Below are 21056 nucleotides of genomic sequence, written 5' to 3'. Positions count from 1 at the left end.
GTGGGGGGGGGGGGGGGGGGCGGGGGTGGTGGGGGGCGGGGCCCACCAACTTTCAACCACCCCCCCCCCCCCCCCCCCCCCCCCCCCCCCCCGGGGGGGGGGGCCCCCCCCCCCCCCCGCGCCCACCCCTGTGGTGTGCGCGGACCGGGTGACGGTCGCTCGTCCTCCGGGTCAGTGCGTGATCTTGACGGAGTCGCCGCCGTCGAGCTGGCTGGCCACCGTGAACGGGGTGTTGTCCGAGACGTCGGTGCACAGCCAGTACGTGGAGTCGTTGACGCTGTGGCTGCCGTCGGAGGCCCAGACGTAGCCCTTGCTGCAGGTGTGCCAGACGCCGCTGGAGTTGCGCAGCCGGCCGGCGTAGTAGTCCCCGTACGGGGAGGTCGAGTCGTCGGAGTAGGTGAGGTTGAGGTCGCCGCAGCTGCTCGTGGCGGACTTGTTGCGGATGGTTCCGACGCCCTGGTTGCCCCCGGTGGTGAGCGTCGAGGTCACGCAGGCCTGCGGAGCGGCGGAGGCCGCGGGAGCGAGCGTCAGACAGGTCGCGGCGGAGACGAGTGCGAACGCGCCGGCGGCGATGGCTCTGGTCATGCTTCCCCTTTTCGGTCTTCCGGTCTTCGGCCGTCCCCACACGAGTGGACACGGCCGCGGGTCCGGACGGGCGGTGACGGCCGCGTCCGGGGTGCACGCCGCAGACGCTCGCAGAGCGGGGCCTCGCGGGCCACGGCCTTCGACCGTCCTCGAAAGTGCCCGGCCAGACGGCGGATTCCCCTGCTCCAGCGGTGCCTGCGGGACCTGCGGAGCCAGAGAGGCTCTCGGGGCACGCTCAACCTGCCGCGGACGCTGTCATGACCGAAAGTCGACGCTTGTGGCCGACGAGCCCCCCGGTGCCGCCGTTGTCCGGCGGAGCACGGCCGCCCCCAGCGGAGTGAGGGTGTGCAGCACGATGTTGTGCCACCGCCGGCTCGTGATCAGACCCGCGTCGCGCAGCACGGTGGTGTGGTGCGTGGCGGTGGAGGGTGAGACCCCGAGGAAGCGCGCCAGTTCCGAGGTGGTGGCGCCGACGGCCAGGGACCGCAGCGCGGCGGCGCGGGTCCCGCCGAGCAGCGCGGCGAGGGGAGCGTCCGCTTCCGGGGCGGCGGCGGGCGGCCGGGAGGTGTTCAGGGGGTAGACCAGCACCGGAGGCAGGGTCTCGTCGGCCATCGAGATCGGTAACTGCCAGCAGAAGTAGGACGGGACGAGGCGCAGACCGCGGCCGCCGAGATACAGGTCCCGGTCCTCCACGTAGTCGACATGGAGGACCGGGGATCGCCAGCGCATGACCGGCGACAGCCCCGCGAGCAGTCCGTCGATGCCGGAGTCGAGGGTCCGGCGCGCCCACAGGGCGCGCTCCCCGGCGATGGCCGCGCAGATGCGGTCGTGGTGCGGCGCGACGACCGCGTCGTGGTAGGCGCGCAACGCCCTGACGAGCTCCTCACGGGTGCCGCGCTCCACCAACCGCGGTGCCCAGGACGGGCCGGCGCCGACCCGGTCGAGCAGGGCCACCTCGTGCGCGACACGGGCGGGCGGCGTGTCGACGATCGCCGCCAGCCCCCTGTCCAGCCCGTCGACGGTCTCGTACGGGGTGAGGCAGTCGGGGAAGTACGACGCGCGGGGCAGGACCGGGATGAGCAGCCGGCGGACCGCCGCGCCGAGTCCGGTGCCCGCGAGGGTGTCCCGGGTGGTGCGGTACCAGTCCGCGTATGCCCAGCGTCCGCGTGTGGTCTGGAGCCGGTGCAGACTGCACGCGATCTCCCAGAGCGGATCGGGCGTGCCCGCCACCCGGATACGGGTGAGGTCCTCCGGCGTGAAGTGGATGCGCAGCACGGAATCCGCCCCCGAATCGACTGTCGTCCGGCTCGGGGGGCGACGTGGGCGTCTTCCGATACGAAGGATCAGAACGTCAGCGATCCACCCGGATCCCCCTCAGAAGTCCTGATGCCCCTACGACCCATCGGGCGGCAAGAGGGTTGTACGGACTTCCGCGTGCCGAACTCCCCTTCACCGTATGCCACTTCGCGCACCGGTGGCCTCGGCACGCAGTTCTCTCACCAGGGCGCTCACCGCGGCGGACGCGGCCAGCTCGGTGGTCGTGACGTAGCCGACCCGGCGGGTCGGTCGCCGGGGGCCGAGGTCGGTGATCCCGACCGAATCCGGCGCTCCGACCAGGGAGAGCGCGGGCATGATCGCCATGCCGTGACCTCCGCTCACCAGCGAGAGCACCGCTCCGTCGTCCTCGGCCTCCACGGTCGCCTTCGGGATCCAGTCCTGTGCGGCCCACCAGTCCCGGGTGTACGAGCCGCAGTTCTCGGCCCAGTCGACCAGCGGCAGCGCGCGCGGGGAGCCGTGCCCCGTCGGGTGCACCAGGGCATAGGGCTCCTCGAGGAGTTCGCGCGCGACCAGACCCGGTGGAAGCGGGACGGAGCCGCCCAGCGTGGCGATGGCGATGTCGGCCTTCCCGTCGGCGACTTCGCCCGCGGTGCCGCGCCCCGTCTCGCGTACGATCCGCACCCGCGGCTCGATCCCGGGGTGCCGGGCGCGCAACCGCCCGAGGACGTCCGGGAGAAGGTGGAGTGCCGCACTGCGGAAGGCCGCGATCCGCAGCTCGCCCCGTGCGGCGCCGGGCCGGGCCGCGTCGCGTGCCTCGACGGTCAGGACGTCCAGCAGGCGCAGGACGCGGCGGGCGTGTGCGACGGCCTTCTCTCCGGCCGGGGTGGGGCGGGCTCCGGCGCGTCCGCGTTCGAAGAGGACGGCACCGATCTTGCGCTCGCTGCCGCGCACCGAGTGGGAGACCGCGGACTGGGTCGTGCCGAGTGTCCCGGCGGCGGACGAGAAGGCGCCGGTGTCCGCGACCGCCACCAGGACACGCAGTTCCTGTGGGAGGAGATCGGAATCGGTCGTGCGGGCCACGGGGCGCTCACCTCATGTATGAGAACTGCTCATGGAACGGGGCGTCGCATGAGCCCAACGGGCTGCCCGCGAGGCGCATTCCCGTCCTACGGTCCGGTCATGAACGAGACCGCGCTCACCGTGCACCAGACCGCCCGCCCCCACGGCTTTCCCACCGCGGGGCACTTCGCCTTCGTCGAATCCCCCCTCACCGGCCCCGCCGCCGGCGGCGCGCTCGTGGAGAACCTCTACTGGTCCGTCGACCCCTACCACCGCGAGCTGATGGACGACGTGCCCGGTGGCTTCGCGCTCGACGCGCCACTGGAGGGCCGCGCCATCGGGCGGGTGATCGCCTCGCGCACTCCTCGGCTGGCCGAGGGCGAGATCGTGTTCCACCGGCAGGGCTGGCGCACGCACGCGATGGTCACACCCGAGGAGGTACGGCGCCTCCCCCGCTTCGACGGGGTGCCTCCGACCGCGTACCTGAGCACCCTGGGCGGCACCGGCCTGACCGCCTACGTCGGCCTGACCCGGATCGCGCGGCTTCGAGCGGGAGAGGACCTGTTCGTGTCCGCCGCCGCGGGCGGGGTCGGCACGGCGACCGGGCGGTTCGCCAGGCTGCTCGACGCCGGGCGGCTCGTGGGCAGCGCGGGCTCGGCGGCGAAGGCCGCCCACCTCGTGAAGGAGGTGGGCTATGACGCGGCCTTCGACTATCACGACGGGCCCGCGGCCGCCCTGCTCGGCGAGGCCGCGCCGCGCGGCATCGACGTGTTCGTCGACAACGTCGGCGGCGGGCAACTGGCCGCCGCCGTGGGAGCGCTGCGCCCCTTCGGACGGATCGTCCGCGTCGGCACGATCAGCCAGTACAACACTCCCGACGCGCCGGCGCCGCGCTTCGACTACGCGGACATCGTCGAGAAGAGCATCCGCATGGAGGGCTTCCTGGTCAGCAACCACCGTGATCTGCAGGAGGAGTTGTACGAGTTCGCCGTGCCGCATCTGCAGAGCGGCCGACTCGCCTCGGACGAGACGGTCGTCGACGGGTTCGAGCACATCGTGGACGCGTTCCTGGGCATGCTGCGCGGGGAGAACACCGGCAAGATCATCGTCCGGGACCGCACGCAGGTCAGGATCCCCACCGGTCACGCAGCTCACGCTTGAGGATCTTCCCGCTGGCGTTGCGGGGCAGTTCGTCCACGAAGAGGACCCGCTTGGGCGCCTTGAAGTGCGGAAGCTTCTCCCGTGCGTGGGCGATGAGTTCGTCCTCGGTGACCTCGCCGTGCGGCACGACGACCGCGGTGACGGCCTCGATCCAGCGCTCGTCGGGGAGCCCGATCACCGCGACCTCGGCGACCTGCTCATGGGTGTAGAGGGCGTCCTCGACCTGGCGTGAGGCGACCAGTACGCCACCGGAGTTGATGACGTCCTTCACCCGGTCCACGACGGTGAAGTAGCCGTCGGCATCCCGCACGGCGAGGTCGCCCGAGTGGAACCAGCCGTCGCGGAACGCCTCGGCCGTCTCCTCCGGCTTGTCCCAGTAGCCGTCGCACAACTGCGGTGAGCGGTAGACGACTTCGCCCGCCGTGCCGTCGGGTACGTCCTTGCCGTTCTCGTCGACGACCCGTGCGTCCACGAAGAGGACCGGGCGTCCGCAGGAGTCCATCCGGCCCTTGTGCTCGTCGGGGGCGAGGACGGTGGCGAGGGGGCCGATCTCGCTCTGCCCGAAGCAGTTGTAGAAGGCCAGCTTCGGCAGCCGCTCGCGCAGCCGTTCCAGGACGGGCACCGGCATGATCGAGGCGCCGTAGTACGCCTTGCGCAGTCCGCTCAGGTCGCGGTCGGCGAAGTCGGGGCGGTTGGACAGACCGATCCACACGGTGGGCGGGGCGAACAGGCTGTCCGCGCGGCCCGCCTCGATCAGGTCGAAGAGCTGCCCGGCGTCCGGCGCGTCGAGGATGGTGTTCGTCGCGCCGATCGCGAGGTACGGCAGCAGGAACACGTGCATCTGCGCGGAGTGGTAGAGCGGCAGCGAGTGGACGGGGAGGTCCCCGGCGCTGAGATCGAGGGCCGTGATCGCGCTCAGGTACTCGTGGACGAGGGCCCGGTGCGTCATCATCGCGCCCTTGGGCAGGGCGGTGGTGCCCGAGGTGTAGAGCAGTTGCACGAGCGTGTCGCCGCGCGGCTCGTCCCCGTCGTACGGGAGGGCGGTGTCCAGGCGCGCGAGAAGCGAGTCGTCGGCGTCGCGCAGCGGGAGGGTCCGTACACCGTCGGGGAGCCGCCCGGCGAGGTCGGGGTCGGTCAGCACGAGGGCGCTGCCCGACTGCCCGACGATGTAGGCGAGGTCGTCGCCGGTCAGGTTCTGGTTGACCGGCACGTGCACGAGGCCGGCGCGGGCGCAGGCGAGGAAGCCGATGAGGTAGGCGTCCGAGTTGTGGCCGTAGGCGCCGACCCGGTCGCCCGGGGCCAGCCCTTCGCCGAGCAGCACGGTCGCCGCGCGGGACACGGCCTCGTCGAGCTCCGCGTACGTCCAGGAGCGCTCGCGGTAGTCGACCGCGCGTCGCGCCGGAGTCCGCCGGGCACTGCGCCGCAGCACCCCGTCAACCGTACTGCCGTGTCCAGGCGTCATGACACGTGATCCTCGATCCACACAAGGAGGAGGTCAAGTACCCGACGCCCCGCGGAGACCGTTCGTCCGGGACCCGGTCGGCCGGACGGCCGTCGTCGGACTCTCCGGCAGGTGTGCGGCGCCCGGGACCCCGGGCGCCGCACGCGACCGACCGCCGCGCCCCGTTCACACCACCCGGGTCCGCCCCTCCCAGTACGGGTCCCGCAGGCGTCGTTTGTAGAGCTTTCCGTTGGGGTCGCGGGGCATCGATTCGACGAAGTCGACGCTCTTGGGGCGCTTGTAGCCGGCGAGCAGGGTCGCGCAGTGGGTGAGGACTGCCTCGGCGAGGGCGGGGCCGGGTTCGTGGCCGGGAGCGGGTTCGACCACGGCCTTGACCTCCTCGCCCCATTCGTCGTGCGGGATGCCGAAGGCCGCGGCGTCGGCGACCGCGGGGTGGGTGAGCAGCGCGGACTCGATCTCGGCCGGGTAGATGTTCACGCCCCCCGAGATGATCATGTCGATCTTGCGGTCGCGCAGGAAGAGGTAGCCGTCCTCGTCCAGGTAGCCCAGGTCGCCGACGGTGAAGAAGTCGCCGATCCGGTTCTTCCGCGTCTTGCTCTCGTCCTTGTGGTAGGAGAACCCGCCGGTGCTCATCTTCAGGTAGACGGTGCCGAGTTCACCGGGCGGCAGCCGGTTTCCTGCGTCGTCGAAGACGGCGAGTTCGCTGATGGGCCAGGCCTTGCCGACGGTGCCGGGTTTCTTCAGCCAGTCCTCGGCGGTGGCGAAGGCCCCGCCGCCCTCGCTGGCCGCGTAGTACTCCTCGACACTGTGGCCCCACCACTCGATCATGGCGCGCTTCACATGGTCGGGGCAGGGGGCCGCGCCGTGGATGGCGTGCCGCATGGAGGAGACGTCGTAGCGGGCGCGCACCTCCTCGGGCAGGGCCAGCAGCCGGTGGAACTGGGTCGGCACCATGTGGGTGTGGGTGCACCGGTGCGCGTCGATGACCCGGAGCATCTCCTCGGGCGTCCACTTGTCCATCAGGACCAGCCGGTGGCCGATGTGCAGCGACGCGCCCGCGAACTGGAGCACCGCGGTGTGGTAGAGCGGCGAACAGACGAGGTGCACGTTGTCGTCGAAGGGGCGGATGCCGAAGATGGCCAGGAATCCGCCGAGGTACGACTCCTCGGGGAGTCTGCCGGGCAGCGGGCGCCGGATGCCGCGCGGGCGGCCGGTGGTGCCGGAGGTGTAGTTCATGACCCAGCCGAGGGTGCGGTCGGCGGGCACCGACTCCGGCTGTCCGTCGAGGAGTTCGGCGTAGGGACGGAAGCCGTCGATCGCGCCGACGGCGTAGCGCCGGTCGCCGGGCAGTTTCGCCTCGTCGGCCGCGTGCCGGGCCGCGTCGGCGAACCGCTCGTGGGCGACGAGGACCTTGGCACCGGAGTCGGAGACGATCCAGGCGATCTCCGGGCCGACGAGATGGTGGTTGACGGGGACGAGGTAGAGGCCGGCCTGCGAGGCCGCGAGATAGGCGACGAGGAACTCGACGCCGTTCGGGAGCACGACCGCGAACGCGTCGCCGGTCGAGAGGCCCGCGGCGCGCAGCCCGTGGACGAGCCGGTTGGAGGCCGCGTGCAGACGTCCCGCGGTCCACTCCTCGCCGGCGGGGGTGACGAGGACGACGCGGTCGGGGTCGGCCGCGGCCTGGGCCCAGAAGCCGTTCGGGGCGGTGCTCATGCGGGGTCCTCCCTGCCGGCGATGCGGTTGATGCGGTCCACGGCGCGCTCGAAGCCGCGGGTCAGGTCGTCGAAGACCTCCTGGACGGCGCGTTCGCTGTTCATCCGGCCGACGATCTGTCCGACCGGTGTGCCGAGCAGCGGCTCCACCTCGTACTTCTGGATGCGGGAGACGGCGTCGGCGACCAGGAGTCCCTGGAGCGGCATGGGCAGCGTGCCGGGACCGTTCGGGTCGTCCCAGGCGTCGGTCCACTCGGTGCGGAGCTGGCGCGCGGGCTTGCCGGTCAGGGCCCGCGAGCGCACGGTGTCCCCGGATCCGGCGGCGAGGAGCTTGCGGGTGACGCCGGGCGCGTGCAGGTCGGCCTCGGTGACCGTCAGCCAGATGGAGCCGAGCCACACGCCCTGGGCGCCGAGGCTGAGCGCGGCGGCCACCTGCTGTCCGCTGCCGATGCCACCGGCGGCGAGGACGGGCAACGGGTCGACGGCGTCGACGACTTCGGGCGTGAGCACCATCGAGGCGATGTCCCCGGTGTGCCCGCCGGCCTCGTAGCCCTGCGCGACGACGATGTCGATGCCCGCCTCGGCGTGTTTGCGGGCGTGCCGGGCACTGCCGGCGAGGGCCGCGACGAGCACTCCCTGGGCGTGCGCGCGCTCGATGACGTCGGCGGGCGGTGAACCGAGCGCGTTGGCGAGCAGGGTGATCGGATGCTCGAAGGCGATATCGAGCTGGCCGCGGGCGACCTCTTCCATCCACCCGGTGATGCGCCAGCCGGACGCCTCGCCCTCGGCGAGTTCGGGTACGCCGTACTTGGCGAGGGTGTCCCTGACGTACTGGCGGTGCCCCTCGGGGATCATCGCCTCGACCTCGGCCTCGCTGACCCCTTCGACCTTCTTCGCGGGCATGACGACGTCGAGTCCGTAGGGCATGCCGTCGATGTGCGCCTCGATCCAGTCGAGGTCGCGTTCGAGTTCGTCGGGGGCGGTGTAGCGGACCGCGCCGAGCACGCCGAGTCCACCGGCGCGGCTGATGGCCGCGGCGACGGCGGGAAACGGCGTGAAGCCGAAGATGGCGTGCTCGACTCCCAGTCTCTTGCTCAGCTCCGTCTGCATGGCCGCAGGATGCCGCAGACCTCCGGACGAGGGAAGACCTTTTCTGATGCTCCGTCAGATTTCTGGACGCCCGCGCGTCCGTCGTGGAGGGGTTGACACACCCACGCCTGACGGGAAACTTTCACTCGGCACGGCAGATCCAGAAAGATACTTTCAGGCGGCCCGAGCGGGAGGATCCCCCGATGACCGAAGGCGCGAAGGACGGAACGGCCGAGGAGCGGTACAGAACGGGCGGCGGGCTGACGCGCCGTCAATGGGGTGCGGGCGTCCTGGCGGTGGGCGGAGCACTGGCTCTCGGCCCGTTCCCGGCGGGGCCCGCCGCGGCCGCGGCGGCGGACGGCCGGCGGACCCTGCGGCACGGCACCCCGGAACAGGCAGGCCTGCTCGGCGGACCACTGCGCCAACTGGTGACGGACGCCGAGGCGTTCCTCGGACCCTCACCCCGGCACCCCTGGTACGCCGGTGCGGTCCTGCTCGCCGGGCGGGGTTCCACCGTGGCCCTGCACCAGCCGATCGGCAAGGCCGTGCGGTACGCGGGCTACGACGAGAGCACCGACTCCGGCGTGGAGTTCCCGGCCGACGAGCAGATCGCGGCGACACGGGACACGGTCTACGACCTCGCGTCGGTCTCCAAGCTCTTCACGTCGATCCTCGCCGTGCAGCAGATCGAGCGGGGCGCCCTGGAACTGGAGGCCGCCGTGGCCTCGTACCTCCCGGAGTTCGCGGGCGGCGGCAAGCCGGATGTGACGATCCGTCAACTCCTGACGCACACCTCGGGGTTCCGCTCCTGGATCCCTCTCTACAACGCGCCGACCCGGGAGGGGAAACTCCAGCTCGTCTGGGACGAGAAACTACTCAACCCGCCCGGCACCGCCTACCTCTACTCCGACCTGAACCTCATCTCGCTCCAACTGGTCCTGGAGAAGCTCACCGGCCGGACCCTCGACGTGCTCCTGCGCGACGAGATCACCGGCCCGCTCGGCATGGACCGCACCCGCTACAACCCGCCCGCCTCCTGGAAGCCCCGGATCGCGGCCACCGAGGACGCCCGGCTGCCCTGGTCGGGACTGGACCGCGGACTGGTGTGGGGCGAGGTCCACGACGAGAACGCGTACTCCCTCGGCGGGGTCGCCGGTCACGCCGGTGTCTTCTCCTGCGCCTGGGACCTGGCGGTCCTCGGCCGGACCCTGCTCAACGGCGGCGCCTACGGCAGGGCCCGCATCCTGCGGCCCGAGACGGTGGACCTGATGTTCACCGACTTCAACACCGCCTTCCCGGGCGACGAGCACGGGCTGGGCTTCGAGCTCTACCAGCACTGGTACATGGGCGCGATGGCGACGCCGCGCACGGCGGGCCACACCGGCTTCACGGGCACCTCGATCGTCCTCGACCCGACGACCGACTCGTTCCTGATCGTGCTCGGCAACTCCGTCCACCCGGTGCGCACCTGGCGGTCCGGCTCCGCTCCCCGGGTCGCCGCGGGCACCGGCATGGCGCGCGCCGTCCCGGTGCGTCCCGCGTCCGGCCGTACGTCCTGGTTCGCCGGGACCGCGAGCGCCACGACGGCGACCCTGACGCTGCCCCCGCTCGACACCACCGCCGGTTCCCCGCGCCTCGGCTGCGCCCTGTGGTGGGACACGGAGCCCGGGTCCGACCTGCTCGCCCTCGAAGCCTCCACCGACGGCGGCGCGAACTGGAAGCCCGTCCCCTTCACGACCCGGCGCGGGTCAAAGGACCCGCAGGAGCATCCGGCCGGCACGGCCACCGGCTGGTCGGGGCGGGTCTGGCACCGGCTCGGCGCGGACCTGCCGGCCGACCGGGCACTCACGCTGCGCTGGCGGTACACGACGGACACGCTGTACGTCGGCCGGGGCGCGTACGTCGACGCCCTGCGGGTCACCTCGGGCGGGCGCGTCGTCTTCGACGAGAGCCGCCCCGCCGACGCCGCACGGATCACGCCGGCGGGCTGGGAGCCGTCCCGGGACTGACGCCACGCCCCACCGCTCGACGCCGGTTCCGTCCCGCCCCGCCCGCCGAAGGGACGAGGGCGGAACCGGTCCGCCGCCTAGCCGGCCGCGCTCAGAGCTTCCAGTACGGCCTTCGCGGCGTTGTGGCCCGGCACCCCGCTCACTCCGCCGCCCCGCACGGCGCCCGCCCCGCACAGCATCACGTTGGCGTGCCGCGTCTCGACCCCCCAGCGGCCGGTGCCCTCCTGCGCGTAGGGGAAGGCGAGGTCACGGTGGAAGATGTTGCCGCCCGGCAGCCGCAGGTCGCGCTCCAGGTCCAGCGGGGTCTTCGCCTCGATGCACGGCCTGCCGTCCGCGTCGGTGGCCAGACAGTCCGCGAGCGGCTCGGCGAGGTGCCCCTCCAACTGCGCCAGCGTCGACTTCAGCAACTCCTCCCGTACGCCGTCGTTGTCGCGCTCGAACAGCCGGGCCGGCGTGTGGAGTCCGAAGAGCGTGAGGGTCTGGTACCCCTGCTCGGCCAGGTCCTGGCCGAGGATGCTCGGGTCGGTGAGCGAGTGGCAGTAGATCTCCGAGGGCGGCGCGGCGGGCAGTTCCCCGGACGCGGCCTGTGCGTGCGCGGCGGCGAGCTGCTCGTATCCCTCGGCGATGTGGAAGGTCCCGGAGAACGCCTCGCGCGGGTCGACGGAGGTGTCGCGCAGCCGCGGCAGCCGCTTCAGCAGCATGTTCACCTTGAGCTGCGCGCCCTCGGCGGGGGCCGGCGGCTCGTCCCCGGTGAGCCGGGCGAGTTCCTGCGGTGAGGCGTTCACCAGGACGTGCCGGGCCGCGACGACGCCCTCGCCGTCGGCCGTGCGGTAGCTGATCTCGGCGGACTCGCCGTCGGTGTCGATGCGGAGCACCTCGTGCCCGGTGGCGATCACCGCGCCGGCACCGCGGGCCGCGCCGGCGATCGCGTCGGTGAGCGCGCCCATGCCCCCGACGGGCACGTCCCAGGCTCCGGTGCCGCCGCCGATCACGTGGTAGAGGAAGCAGCGGTTCTGACGCAGCGACGGATCGTGGGCGTCGGCGAAGGTACCGATGAGCGCGTCGGTCAGGACGACGCCGCGGACGAGGTCGTCGGTGAAGTACTCCTCGACGGCCGCGCCGACGGGCTCCTCGAACAGGATCCGCCAGGCCTCCTCGTCATCGACGCGGGCCCGCAGCTCCTCGCGGGTGGGCAGCGGTTCGGTGAGCGTCGGGAACACGTTCTTGGCGACGCGGCCCGTCATCGCGTAGAAGCGCTGCCACGCCTCGTACTCGCGCTCCGACCCGGTCAGCCGCGCGAACGCCTCGCGGGTACGGCGTTCGCCGCCGCCGACGAGCAGTCCCGTCGGCCGTCCGTCCCGCTCGACGGGCGTGTACGAGGAGACCGTGCGGCCGCGGACGCGGAAGTCGAGGCCGAGGTCCCGCACGATCTTCCGGGGCAGCAGGCTCACCAGGTACGAGTAGCGCGACAGGCGCGCGTCGACTCCGGCGAACGGCCGGGTGGACACGGCGGCGCCGCCGGTGGTCCCCAGCCGCTCCAGCACGAGCACGGACTGTCCCGCCCGGGCCAGGTAGGCGGCGGCGACGAGTCCGTTGTGGCCCCCGCCGACGATCACGGCGTCGTATCCCTCGTGTGCAGGCATGGTTCTTCGTAGCACGTGATGATCTACGTCGGCCAGGGGTGCGCGGCAGGCGGCGGGCGGCCGGACGAGCGGGCGGCGGCGCTCCCCGGGTCCTTTCCCGCAGGTCCGGCCCCTGACCCGGACCTGGCCCCGGCCCCGGACCGTCGGCAAAGGTCCGCTAGCGTTCTCCGGCCGCCCGCTGCTGCCGCAGTACGGCCACCCTCCGGTACAGCTCCACGGCCTCCTGGCGGTGGCCCAGCTGTTCCAGGCAGTGCGCCTCGTCGTTGCGGCTGGCCAGGGTGTCGGGGTGGTCGGCGCCCAGCACCTGCTCGCGGGCGGTCGCCACGCGGCGGTATTCGGTGAGGGCGTCGGACCAGCGGCCGAGCCAGCCGAGGCCGACGGCGACCTCACGGCGGCTGACGAGCGTGTCGGGGTGGTCCCCGCCGAGCACGCGCTCGCGCAGCGCGCACACGTCACGGGACTCGGCCAGCGCCTCCTCCCAGCGGGCCATGCGGCCGAGGTTCACCCCGAGGCCGTGACGGGCGCGCAGGGTCTCGGGATGGGCGGGGCCGTGCGCCCGGGTGCGGTCGTCGACGAGCGCTCTGTACAGGTCGAGTGCCTGGGCGCTGCGGCCGAGCCGGCCGAGGCTGATGCCCACCTCGTAGCGGGCGGCGAGGGTGTCCGGATGGTCGGGGCCGAGCGCCCGGGAGCGTGTCTCCGCGACTTCCTGGTAGGTCTGCAGCGCCTCGGTCCAACGCCCCAACTGGCCCAGCGCGTAGCCGACTTCGAAGCGAGTGACGAGGGTGTCGGGGTGCGCCGCGCCGAGCACCCGGCCACGGGCGGCGGCGACCTCGCTCGCCATGCGGTACGAGTCCTCCAGGCGTCCGAGCCGGCTCAGGTTGAAGGCCAGGTTGTGGCGGCAGCGCAGGGTGTCCGGATGGTCGGCGCCCATGACGCGTTCCCGGGCGGCGAGCACCGACGTGTACGCCTGGTGTGCCTCGAAATGGCGGCCCAACTGGCCCAGCACGTACGCCATTTCCTGCCGGGCGGCGAGGGTGTCGGGGTGGTCGGCGCCGAGCACGCGCTCGCGGGACCGCGCGACCCGGGCGTACTCGCCCAGTGCCTCGGCGGGGCGCCCGGTGCGGCTGAGGGTGAAGCCGACCTCGTAGCGGCTGGTGAGCGTGTCGGGGTGGTCGGGCCCGAGGAGGTGCTCGCGTTCGGCGGCGACGGAACGGTGGGCCTCGCCCGCCTCGGCCCACCGGCCGAGCCGTCCGAGGTTCAGTCCCGCGTCGTGCCGCCCGGCGAGCGCGGTGAGCGACTCCTTCGACGGTGCGGGCCGTTCGGGGGCGGACCGCTGAGGCGTCGCGGTCGTGGAGGGGCGGGCGATCCACTCTCCGGTGAGTCCGGCCGAGGGGTCCGGTGGTGTGGTGCGCAGTCCCGCGCCGGTGGCCTTGTGGCCGGTCGTCATGCCCTGTGTCCAGGCGGGCAGCCGCGAGGCCCGGGCGGACTGCCCCGGACCCGACGGGGCGACGGACCGGAGCGATCCCTGTGCGGAGGAGGACTGCCCGATCGCGGGGGTGACGACCGTCGGCACGTACAGGGGTGTGGCGCGCCCGGCGTCGATGCGCTGGGCGAGTTCACGGGCGTCCCGCGGGCGCTGCTCGGGCTCCTTGGCGAGCAGGTCCAGGATGATCCGCTCCAGGAACTCGGGCAGTTCGGCGCGGTGGCGGCGGGGCGGCTCGGGCACGGTGTCGCGGTGCCCGACGAGGACCGACCAGGCGTCCTCGAGGTCGAACGGCGGTGCCCCGGTGGCTATCTCGTAGAGGACGCAGCCGAACGAGTAGAGGTCGCTGCGCTCGTCGACGTCCGAACCGCTGATCTGTTCCGGTGACATGTAGTGCGGGGTGCCCATCGCGATGCCGGTGCCGGTGAGCCGTGAGGTGAACCCGATGTCGTGCCCGAGCCGGGCGATGCCGAAGTCGCAGATCTTCACGGTGCCGTCGTTCAGCCGCATGATGTTCGCCGGCTTCAGGTCCCGGTGCACGATGCCCTGCCGGTGGGTGTAGTCGAGCGCGGCGGTCACCTGCCCGGCGATGTCGATCACCTCGTCGACGGCGAGCGGGCGGTTCTCGTTCTCCTCCAGGGCCTGGCCGAGGTTGAGTCCCTCCAGCAGCTCCATCACCAGATAGAGCAGGCCGTCGGCCTCGCCGAAGTCGTGGACCACGGTCACGCCGCGGTGCTGGAGGGCTGCCGCCACCCGGGCCTCGCGCCGGAACCGCTCCCGCAGGATGCCGGTGAAGGCCTGGTCGTGGTGCGGGCCGAGCGGTTTGAGGCACTTGACGGCCACGTGGCGCCCCAACGACTCGTCGCGCGCCCGCCACACCTCGCCCATTCCGCCGCGCCCGATGAGATCCAGCAGCCGGTACCGGCCCTGGATCAGCCTGCTCTCCGCCATCGCGTGTGATCGCCCCCGTCACTGCTCCATCTCGGCCCTCCCCCGGGCCCCGTCCAGTATGGCGAGCCGTCAGCCGACTTTGTACGGCGCCGGGCGGGACCCGGGGCCGAGCCGTGACACGGCCGAGAGAATGTGCTTGGGCGGGAGTTGCCAGCGCAGTGTCGCGGGCACGAGGCGCAGTGTGGTGCCCGTGGTGCGCAGACTCCGGGTGACCGCGGCGGGCGACGGGACCGGCCGGCCGTACAGCGCGTGGGCGTACGGCGGCAGAGCCTCGTACGCGAGCCGGGCCACGCGCCGCCACAGCAGGGCGCGCGCCGGTACGAGCAGCGGGTGGACGAGGGGACGCCTGAGGAAGTCGTCCACCTCGCGGGCCTCGGCGCCCGCGGCCAGTTCCGGGCGCGTCCTGTCGAAGTAGGCGGCCAGTTCGGCCTGGTCCGCCGGCACTCCGGCGGGGTCGAGTCCGACGAGGCGGGCGCCGACCCGGTTCTCCTCGACGTACCGGTCGGCCTGCGCGTCCGTGAGGCGGAATCCCGAGCGGCGCAGCACCTGGAGGTAGGAGTCGATCTCCGCGCAGTGCACCCACAGCAGCAGCTCCGGCTCGTCGACCCGGTACGGCTCACCGGTGTCCGGGGCGGTGACGGTGAGCCTGCGGTGGATCCCGCGTACCCGGGCGCCGGCCTTCTCGGCGGCGGCGGTCGTGCCGTACGTGGTCGTTCCGACGAAGTGGGCGGTGCGCATCAGGCGGCCCCAGGCGTCACGCCGGAAGTCCGAGTTCTGGAAGACACCCCGTACGGCCCGGGGGTGCAGCGCCTGGAGGTAGAGCGCGCGGACCCCGGCGACCCACATCATGGGGTCGCCGTGCATCTGCCAGGTGACCGAGCCGGGCCCGAAGAGGCCGGGGTCGCCGCGTCCGTCGGGCTGCATCGGACCAGGCTAACGCCGTACCCGGGGCATCCCCAGTCCGATCCAGGCGATGATCTCCCGCTGGATCTCGTTGTTCCCGCCGCCGAAGGTGAAGATCACCGCGGACCGGTAGCCGCGTTCGAGTTCGCCGTGCAGGACGGCTCCGGCCGAGCCCTCCTTCAGGACGCCGGGCGCGGCGACGATCTCCATGAGCGTGGCGTACGCGTCCCGGCGGGCCTCCGAGCCGTAGACCTTGACGGCGGAGGCGTCCTGCGGGGTGAGGGTGCCCTGCTGGACGGCGTTCACCATCTGCCAGTTCATGAGCTTCATGGCGTCGAGGCGGGTGTGCGTGCGGGCGAGGCCCCGGCGCACCCAGGGGAGGTCGACGACGCGGCGGCCGTCGCCGAGCTTGGTCTCCATGGCCCAGCGCTGGACGTCGTGCAGGGCCCGGATGGCCATGGTGCCGTGCGCGGCGAGGGTGACGCGCTCGTGGTTGAGCTGGTTGGTGATCAGCCGCCAGCCCTTGTTCTCCCGGCCGACCCGGCGCGTGGCGGGGACGCGGATGTTCTCGTAGTAGCTCGCGGTGGTGTCGTGCGAGGCGAGCGTGTTGATGAGGGTGCAGGAGTAGCCGGGGTCGGAGGTCGGGACGAGGAGCATGGTGATGCCCTTGTGGGGCGGGGCGTCGGTGTCGGTGCGGACGGCGAGCCACACCCAGTCGGCGGTGTCGCCGTTGGTGGTCCAGATCTTCTGTCCGTCGACGGTGTAGTGGCCGGTCTCCTCGTCGCCCTCGCGTACGGCCTTGGTCCTCAGGGCGGCGAGGTCGGTTCCGGCGTCGGGCTCGCTGTAGCCGATCGCGAAGTCGAGTTCGCCGGAGAGGATGCGCGGCAGGAAGTAGGCCTTCTGCTCGTCGGTGCCGAACTGCATGATCGTGGGTCCGACGGTGTTGAGGGCCATCAGCGGCAGCGGTACGCCCGCCTGGGCGGCCTCGTCGAAGAAGATGAACTGCTCCATCGGGCTCAGGCCGCGCCCGCCGTACTCCTGCGGCCAGCCGACGCCCAGCCAGCCGTCCGTGCCGAGCCGTCGGACGGTCTCGCGGTAGAAGCGTTTCTGGGCCGCCGGGTCGCCGTAGCGCGCGTAGGCGTTGTCCGGCACCAGCTCGGCGAAGTAGTCCCGCAGTTCGGTCCGCAACCGCTGCTGCTCCGGCGTGTATTCGAGGTGCACGGTGCCTCCTTGCCTTCCCGGACCTTCCCGGACCCGACCTGACGGCGCACACCGTAGAACGTGTTCCACAAATGGGGAATGGCGATGACGCGGGCACATGGTCCGGGGAGCGCCCGCCGGGGTGCGGCGCGGTGGGCCTTAGGGTGGCGCGACCGGGTGCTGCGGGCCCGCCGGACGGCCGGCGGGGCAATTCCCGTACAGGACGGGGTCCTTGCGTTCGCAGGGCTCCGAGGACGCGTGAGAGTGAAGGCATGACGAGCCGAGTGACGCTGATCTCAGCGGCGATCAGTGAGGCGCTGCGCGAGGCCCGCTTCGACGACGGAAGCCCGGTAGACGCCTCGGGTCTGCGGGCCGCCGCGGCGGCCGTCGACGCGGGTGCCGTGCCGGCCGGGGACCGGCTGTGGGTCTCCCCCGGCGTGCGCTGCCGGCAGACCGCGGAGGCGCTCGGCCTCGACGGCGCCGTCGACGTGCCGGAGCTGGCCGGTCTGGAGGTGGGCCGCTGGCGCGGGGCGACTCTGGGCGAGGTGAGCGCGGCGGAGCCCGAGGCGGTCGGGCGGTGGCTCGCGGACCCCACGGCGGCGCCGCACGGCGGGGAGTCGGTACGGGCGTTCTGCGACCGGGTGGCGGGGTGCCTGGAGCGGGCCGCCGAGCAGGACGGCAGGATCGTCGCGGTCGTGGAGCCCGAGGTCGTACGGGCCCTGCTGGTACGGGCGTTGGGGGCGCCGGAGTCGGCGTTCTGGCGGGTCGACGTGGCGCCGCTCACCGCCACGGAGTTCAGCGGGCGGGCGGGGCGGTGGAACGTCCGCGCGGGACGCCCCCTGGAGGGACGGGCCTGAGCCCGCGCGTCCGCGCGTTCAGCGCAGGGTGGCGAGGAAGTCCGCGCAGGCCTGGGCGCACTCGCGGCAAGTCTTGGCCGAGCCCTCCGCGCCGGGGAAGCCGTCGAAGACCTCCGCGCACTCCAGGCAGACGTCGCGGCACCACTCCAGCTGGGCCCGGACATCTCGCTCGTCCTGTCCGGCCTGCCGGGACAGCATGTGGCAGGTGGCCTCGCAGACCTCCGCGCACAGCACGCCCTTGCGCCGCACCAGTGCCTGTTCCTCGGGCCCGTCGGGATTCATGAGGCTCGCGCGCAGCGCACAGGCCCGGGCGCACTGACTGCATGCCTGGGCGCAGGCGAAGCGGTCCTCCAGGAAGCGGAAGAGCTCCTGCTGGGATGTCGTGGAAGTCACAACTACCGTGTAGCCGCGCGGAGTCGGTTCAAACGGCGCGGGAGGGACGCCTCACGCGCCGGCCGCCTCCCGGGAGATCTGCTCGAACTCCGCGCCCATCGCGGCGGAGAGCGCCTGCGCCGCCGACAACGGGCGCACCATCACGGTGAATTCGTCGATGAGACCGTCCTCGTCGAAGTGCAGGAAGTCGCAGCCGTTGATCTCCTTGTCGCCCACCTTGGCGACGAAGACGAGCGCGTGGTCACGGCCGTCGGCCCCGGCGATCTCACGGACGTAGCGGAAGTCGCTGAAGACGCGCCAGACACCTCGGAGGATGGCCGCGGTGATCGGCTTGCCCGGGTAGGGCTTGAAGGCGACCGGGCTGGTGAACACGACGTCGTCGGCCAGCAGCTCCTCGACAGCGGCGAGGTCTCCGGCCTCCACGGCCTTGCGGAACGCGTTCATCACGCCCACCTCTCATACTCAACTAATTGATTAGGTGCGCATAAGATTAGTCGTGCCGGTGTATGCCGTCTAGCCTTGGGGGATGGCATTGCGACACGCGGTTCTGGCCGCGCTCCTGGAGGGCGAGGCCTCGGGGTACGACCTGGCCAAGGGGTTCGACGCCTCGGTGGCCAACTTCTGGATGGCGACCCCGCAGCAGCTGTACCGCGAGCTGGACCGCATGGAGTCCGAGGACCTCATCGAGGCCCGGCTGGTGCGCCAGGAACGCCGGCCCAACAAAAGGGTCTTCTCCCTGACCGCGACGGGCCTGGACACGCTGGCCGCCTTCACCGCGGCGCCCGCACGGCCCACCGCCCTGCGCGACGAGCTGATGGTCAAGGTGTACGCCCTCGACGAGGGGGACGACGACGCCGTACGGGCGGCGATCGCCGAGCGGCTGGAGGGGGCGCGCGCCAAGCTGGCGCACTACGACCGGATCGGCGACCGCCTGCTCGACGGGCGGACGGAGGAGGCGTACCTGGCCACCGCCGACCGCGTCGGCCCGTATCTCACCCTCCTGGGGGGACGCGCCTTCGAGCAGGCGAACATCGCGTGGGCGGAACGGGCGCTGCTCGTCCTGGAACGGCGCGCGTCCGTGCCGCGGTAGAGCGCTCTGTGACGGTAGGGCGTCCGGGATCGCCGGGCGCACCTCGGTTGGTCTCCCGCGTCCGGCCCGCCTACGGTCGAGGAGGCAACCGCCCCCGACGATCCGTGTGCGGAACACCTGGACGGGTAGCCGGAACCTCGGCCCAGCAGGGTCCGCACACCCGGAAGGACGCACCATGTCGAAGATCCTTTTCGTGATGACCGGCGCCGATCACTGGACGCTCGCCGACGGCACCCGCCACCCCACCGGCTTCTGGGCCGAGGAGGCCGCGGCCCCGTACGAGGCCTTCAGGGCCGCCGGTCACGACGTGGTCGTGGCCACGCCGGGCGGCGTCGAGCCCACGATGGACCAGGGGAGCCTGGCGCCCGAGCTCAACGGCGGTCAGGAGGGCTCCGACCGGGTGGCGCGCACCGTCGCGTCCATGAGCGAGCTGAAGCACCCGGTCAAGCTGTCCGACGTGGACCTCGACGACTACGCCGCCGTGTTCTACCCCGGTGGCCACGGTCCGATGGAGGACCTGTCGGTCGACACCGAATCGGGCGGGCTGCTCACCGCCGCGCTGGACTCGGGCAAGCCGCTCGGCGTCGTCTGCCACGGTCCGGCGGCCCTGCTGGCGGCGACCCGGGACGACGGCTCCAACGCGTTCGCGGGCTACCGGGTCACGGCGTTCACCAACACCGAGGAGACACAGGCCGGTTTCGCGGACAAGGCCGCGTGGCTGCTCCAGGACCGGCTCGTCGACGCCGGCGTCGACTTCCAGGAGGGCGAGGCGTGGGCCCCGAAGGTCGTCGTGGACCGCAACCTCGTGACCGGCCAGAACCCTGCCTCCGCCGCCCCGCTCGCCACGGAGTTGCTGAAGAAGGTGGCCTGAGCGCATGACGGCCGGCCGGTCGTGGAAGACCCTCGGCGACCGCTGACCCGCCCTGCGCGGCGCAGCCGTACGGCGCGGGTGTCGGACCGGTCCGAGGAAGGAGCAGTCGTGATGCGTACGCTCGGGGTCGCCGTCGTGGGGTTCGGCTGGATGGGCCGGGTGCACACCCAGGCCTACGCGCGCGTGCCGCACCATTTCCCGGGGCTCGCTCTGCGGCCCGCGCTGGTGGCCGTCGCCGACGAGGTGCCCGGCCGGGCCGAGGAGGCGGCGGACCACTACGGTTTCGCCACCGCCGCCCGCGACTGGCGCGAGATCCTCGCCGACCCCCGGGTCGAGGCCGTGAGCGTCACCGCGCCGAACTTCCTGCACCGTGAGATCGGCACGGCCGTGGCGGAGTCCGGCAGACACCTCTGGATCGAGAAGCCGGTGGGACGGGACGCCGAGGACGCCCGGGCGGTCGCGGACGCGGTGGCCGCGGCGGGCGTCCGGGGCGCGGTCGGCTTCAACTACCGTTGCGCGCCCGCCGTCGTGTGCGCCCGTGAGCTGATCGCCTCCGGCGAGCTCGGCGACGTCACGCACGCGCGCGTGCGGTTGTTCAGCGACTACGCGGCGCACCCCGAGTCGGCGCTCACCTGGCGCTTCGAACGCGAGCGGGGCGGCAGCGGAGTCCTCGGCGACCTGGCGTCGCACGGAGTCGACCTGGCCCGCTTCCTCCTCGGCGAGATCGACGCGCTGGCGGCGGACAGCGCGGTGTTCGTGCCGCGGCGGCCCCGCCCCGGCGGTGCCACGGCGGGCCACACCCGCGCGGCCGGCGGCGACCTCGGGCCGGTGGAGAACGAGGACTACGTGAGCTGTCTGCTGCGCTTCGCCTCCGGCGCGCGCGGAGTCCTGGAGGCGTGCCGGGTCTCGGTGGGCGAGCAGAACAACTACGGCTTCGAGGTCCACGGCACGAAGGGCGCGGTGTTCTGGGACTTCCGCCGCATGGGCGAACTGGGCGTCAGCCGCGGCACCGGCTACCAGGACCAGCCGGTCGGCACCGTGTACGTCGGTCCGGGCGCCGGGGAGTACGGCGCCTTCCAGCCGGGCGCGGCGAACAGCATGGGCTACGACGACCTCAAGGTCATCGAAGCGTACGACTTCCTGAGGTCCATCGCCGACGGCGCGTCCTACGGCGCCACCCCGGAGGACGCCGTGCGCGCCGCGACGGCGCTCGACGCCATGGCGCGCTCCGCGGCGTCGGGGGGCTGGGTCGCCGTCGGCGGGTGAGGGCTCGCTCCGACGGGCTGCCGGAACGAGCGGAGGAAGCG

At 72.6% G+C, this 21056-nt stretch carries 18 protein-coding genes; 6 read left to right on the top strand and 12 right to left on the bottom strand.

The features are described 5' to 3' along the window. Positions 1 to 171: 171 nt before the first annotated feature. From ABZT74_RS15490 to ABZT74_RS15480, 3 genes are all read right to left on the bottom strand, one after another. Positions 172 to 585: a hypothetical protein gene (locus ABZT74_RS15490; RefSeq protein ID WP_355872679.1), complete on the bottom strand. Its 414-nt coding sequence runs from the start codon at positions 583 to 585 to the stop codon at positions 172 to 174. 255 nt (positions 586 to 840) lie between these two features. Next, positions 841 to 1860: a winged helix-turn-helix domain-containing protein gene (locus tag ABZT74_RS15485; protein ID WP_356175088.1), complete on the bottom strand. Its 1020-nt coding sequence runs from the start codon at positions 1858 to 1860 to the stop codon at positions 841 to 843. A 174-nt stretch (positions 1861 to 2034) separates the two neighbouring features. Further along, positions 2035 to 2943 carry a LysR family transcriptional regulator gene (locus tag ABZT74_RS15480; RefSeq protein WP_356435300.1) on the bottom strand — a complete coding sequence of 303 codons (909 nt, stop codon included), beginning with the start codon at positions 2941 to 2943 and terminating at the stop codon, positions 2035 to 2037. 99 nt (positions 2944 to 3042) lie between these two features. Between ABZT74_RS15480 and ABZT74_RS15475 the strand changes: the two genes are divergently transcribed. Then, positions 3043 to 4083, top strand: coding sequence for an NADP-dependent oxidoreductase (locus tag ABZT74_RS15475; protein WP_356435297.1), 1041 nt, complete (start codon positions 3043 to 3045; stop codon positions 4081 to 4083). Here the strand turns inward: ABZT74_RS15475 and ABZT74_RS15470 are convergent. The 3 genes from ABZT74_RS15470 to ABZT74_RS15460 form a co-directional block, all read right to left on the bottom strand. After that, positions 4049 to 5545 (bottom strand): acyl-CoA synthetase, encoded by a 1497-nt coding sequence (locus ABZT74_RS15470; protein WP_356435294.1) that lies wholly within the window; start codon positions 5543 to 5545, stop codon positions 4049 to 4051. The two genes, ABZT74_RS15475 and ABZT74_RS15470, sit on opposite strands and share 35 nt — an antisense overlap. 165 nt (positions 5546 to 5710) lie before the next feature. Next, the gene (locus ABZT74_RS15465) at positions 5711 to 7261 is read right to left on the bottom strand and encodes an acyl-CoA synthetase (RefSeq protein ID WP_356175077.1); all 1551 of its coding nucleotides are present in this window, start codon (positions 7259 to 7261) and stop codon (positions 5711 to 5713) included. Beyond that, on the bottom strand, positions 7258 to 8370 hold the full coding sequence (locus ABZT74_RS15460; RefSeq protein WP_355872696.1) for a nitronate monooxygenase: 1113 nt from the start codon (positions 8368 to 8370) through the stop codon (positions 7258 to 7260). The genes ABZT74_RS15465 and ABZT74_RS15460 overlap by 4 nt, the downstream gene beginning before the upstream one ends. A 182-nt stretch (positions 8371 to 8552) precedes the next feature. Here ABZT74_RS15460 and ABZT74_RS15455 point away from each other — a divergent pair, with 182 nt between their 5' ends. After that, positions 8553 to 10358, top strand: coding sequence for a serine hydrolase (locus ABZT74_RS15455; protein ID WP_356435291.1), 1806 nt, complete (start codon positions 8553 to 8555; stop codon positions 10356 to 10358). Positions 10359 to 10435: 77 nt separating this feature from the next. Here the strand turns inward: ABZT74_RS15455 and ABZT74_RS15450 are convergent, their stop codons facing one another. The 4 genes from ABZT74_RS15450 to ABZT74_RS15435 all read right to left on the bottom strand — a co-directional run bounded on the left by ABZT74_RS15450 (position 10436) and on the right by ABZT74_RS15435 (position 16559). Further along, positions 10436 to 12001: an NAD(P)/FAD-dependent oxidoreductase gene (locus ABZT74_RS15450; RefSeq protein ID WP_356435288.1), complete on the bottom strand. Its 1566-nt coding sequence runs from the start codon at positions 11999 to 12001 to the stop codon at positions 10436 to 10438. A gap of 157 nt (positions 12002 to 12158) precedes the next feature. Continuing rightward, on the bottom strand, positions 12159 to 14435 hold the full coding sequence (locus ABZT74_RS15445) for a serine/threonine-protein kinase (RefSeq protein WP_356435284.1): 2277 nt from the start codon (positions 14433 to 14435) through the stop codon (positions 12159 to 12161). 69 nt (positions 14436 to 14504) lie between these two features. Further along, the gene (locus tag ABZT74_RS15440) at positions 14505 to 15359 is read right to left on the bottom strand and encodes an oxygenase MpaB family protein (RefSeq protein WP_356435281.1); all 855 of its coding nucleotides are present in this window, start codon (positions 15357 to 15359) and stop codon (positions 14505 to 14507) included. 9 nt (positions 15360 to 15368) lie between these two features. Then, complete coding sequence (locus ABZT74_RS15435) at positions 15369 to 16559, bottom strand: acyl-CoA dehydrogenase family protein (RefSeq protein ID WP_356435278.1); 1191 nt, start codon at positions 16557 to 16559, stop codon at positions 15369 to 15371. Positions 16560 to 16810: 251 nt separating this feature from the next. Here ABZT74_RS15435 and ABZT74_RS15430 point away from each other — a divergent pair, with 251 nt between their 5' ends. Beyond that, on the top strand, positions 16811 to 17395 hold the full coding sequence (locus tag ABZT74_RS15430; protein WP_356435275.1) for a histidine phosphatase family protein: 585 nt from the start codon (positions 16811 to 16813) through the stop codon (positions 17393 to 17395). A gap of 18 nt (positions 17396 to 17413) precedes the next feature. Here ABZT74_RS15430 and ABZT74_RS15425 read toward each other — a convergent pair whose 3' ends face one another. Then, positions 17414 to 17788 carry a four-helix bundle copper-binding protein gene (locus tag ABZT74_RS15425; protein WP_355872715.1) on the bottom strand — a complete coding sequence of 125 codons (375 nt, stop codon included), beginning with the start codon at positions 17786 to 17788 and terminating at the stop codon, positions 17414 to 17416. Between the two features lie 51 nt (positions 17789 to 17839). After that, positions 17840 to 18232 carry a nuclear transport factor 2 family protein gene (locus ABZT74_RS15420; RefSeq protein ID WP_356175056.1) on the bottom strand — a complete coding sequence of 131 codons (393 nt, stop codon included), beginning with the start codon at positions 18230 to 18232 and terminating at the stop codon, positions 17840 to 17842. Positions 18233 to 18314: 82 nt separating this feature from the next. On the opposite strand from ABZT74_RS15420, the gene ABZT74_RS15415 reads away from it, so the two are divergent. The 3 genes from ABZT74_RS15415 to ABZT74_RS15405 all read left to right on the top strand — a co-directional run bounded on the left by ABZT74_RS15415 (position 18315) and on the right by ABZT74_RS15405 (position 21015). Further along, positions 18315 to 18878, top strand: a complete 564-nt coding sequence (locus ABZT74_RS15415) for a PadR family transcriptional regulator (RefSeq protein ID WP_356435272.1) — start codon at positions 18315 to 18317, stop codon at positions 18876 to 18878. 175 nt (positions 18879 to 19053) lie between these two features. Beyond that, positions 19054 to 19749: a type 1 glutamine amidotransferase domain-containing protein gene (locus ABZT74_RS15410; protein ID WP_356175050.1), complete on the top strand. Its 696-nt coding sequence runs from the start codon at positions 19054 to 19056 to the stop codon at positions 19747 to 19749. 108 nt (positions 19750 to 19857) lie between these two features. Beyond that, on the top strand, positions 19858 to 21015 hold the full coding sequence (locus tag ABZT74_RS15405; RefSeq protein WP_356175047.1) for a Gfo/Idh/MocA family oxidoreductase: 1158 nt from the start codon (positions 19858 to 19860) through the stop codon (positions 21013 to 21015). Positions 21016 to 21056 lie beyond the last annotated feature (41 nt).

Origin of the sequence: Streptomyces sp. NPDC005302 (assembly GCF_040607345.1) — a bacterium.
Lineage (GTDB): Bacteria > Actinomycetota > Actinomycetes > Streptomycetales > Streptomycetaceae > Streptomyces.
The sequence above is the reverse complement of the archived record's forward strand: the minus strand, read 5'-3'. Positions and strand labels throughout refer to the sequence as shown.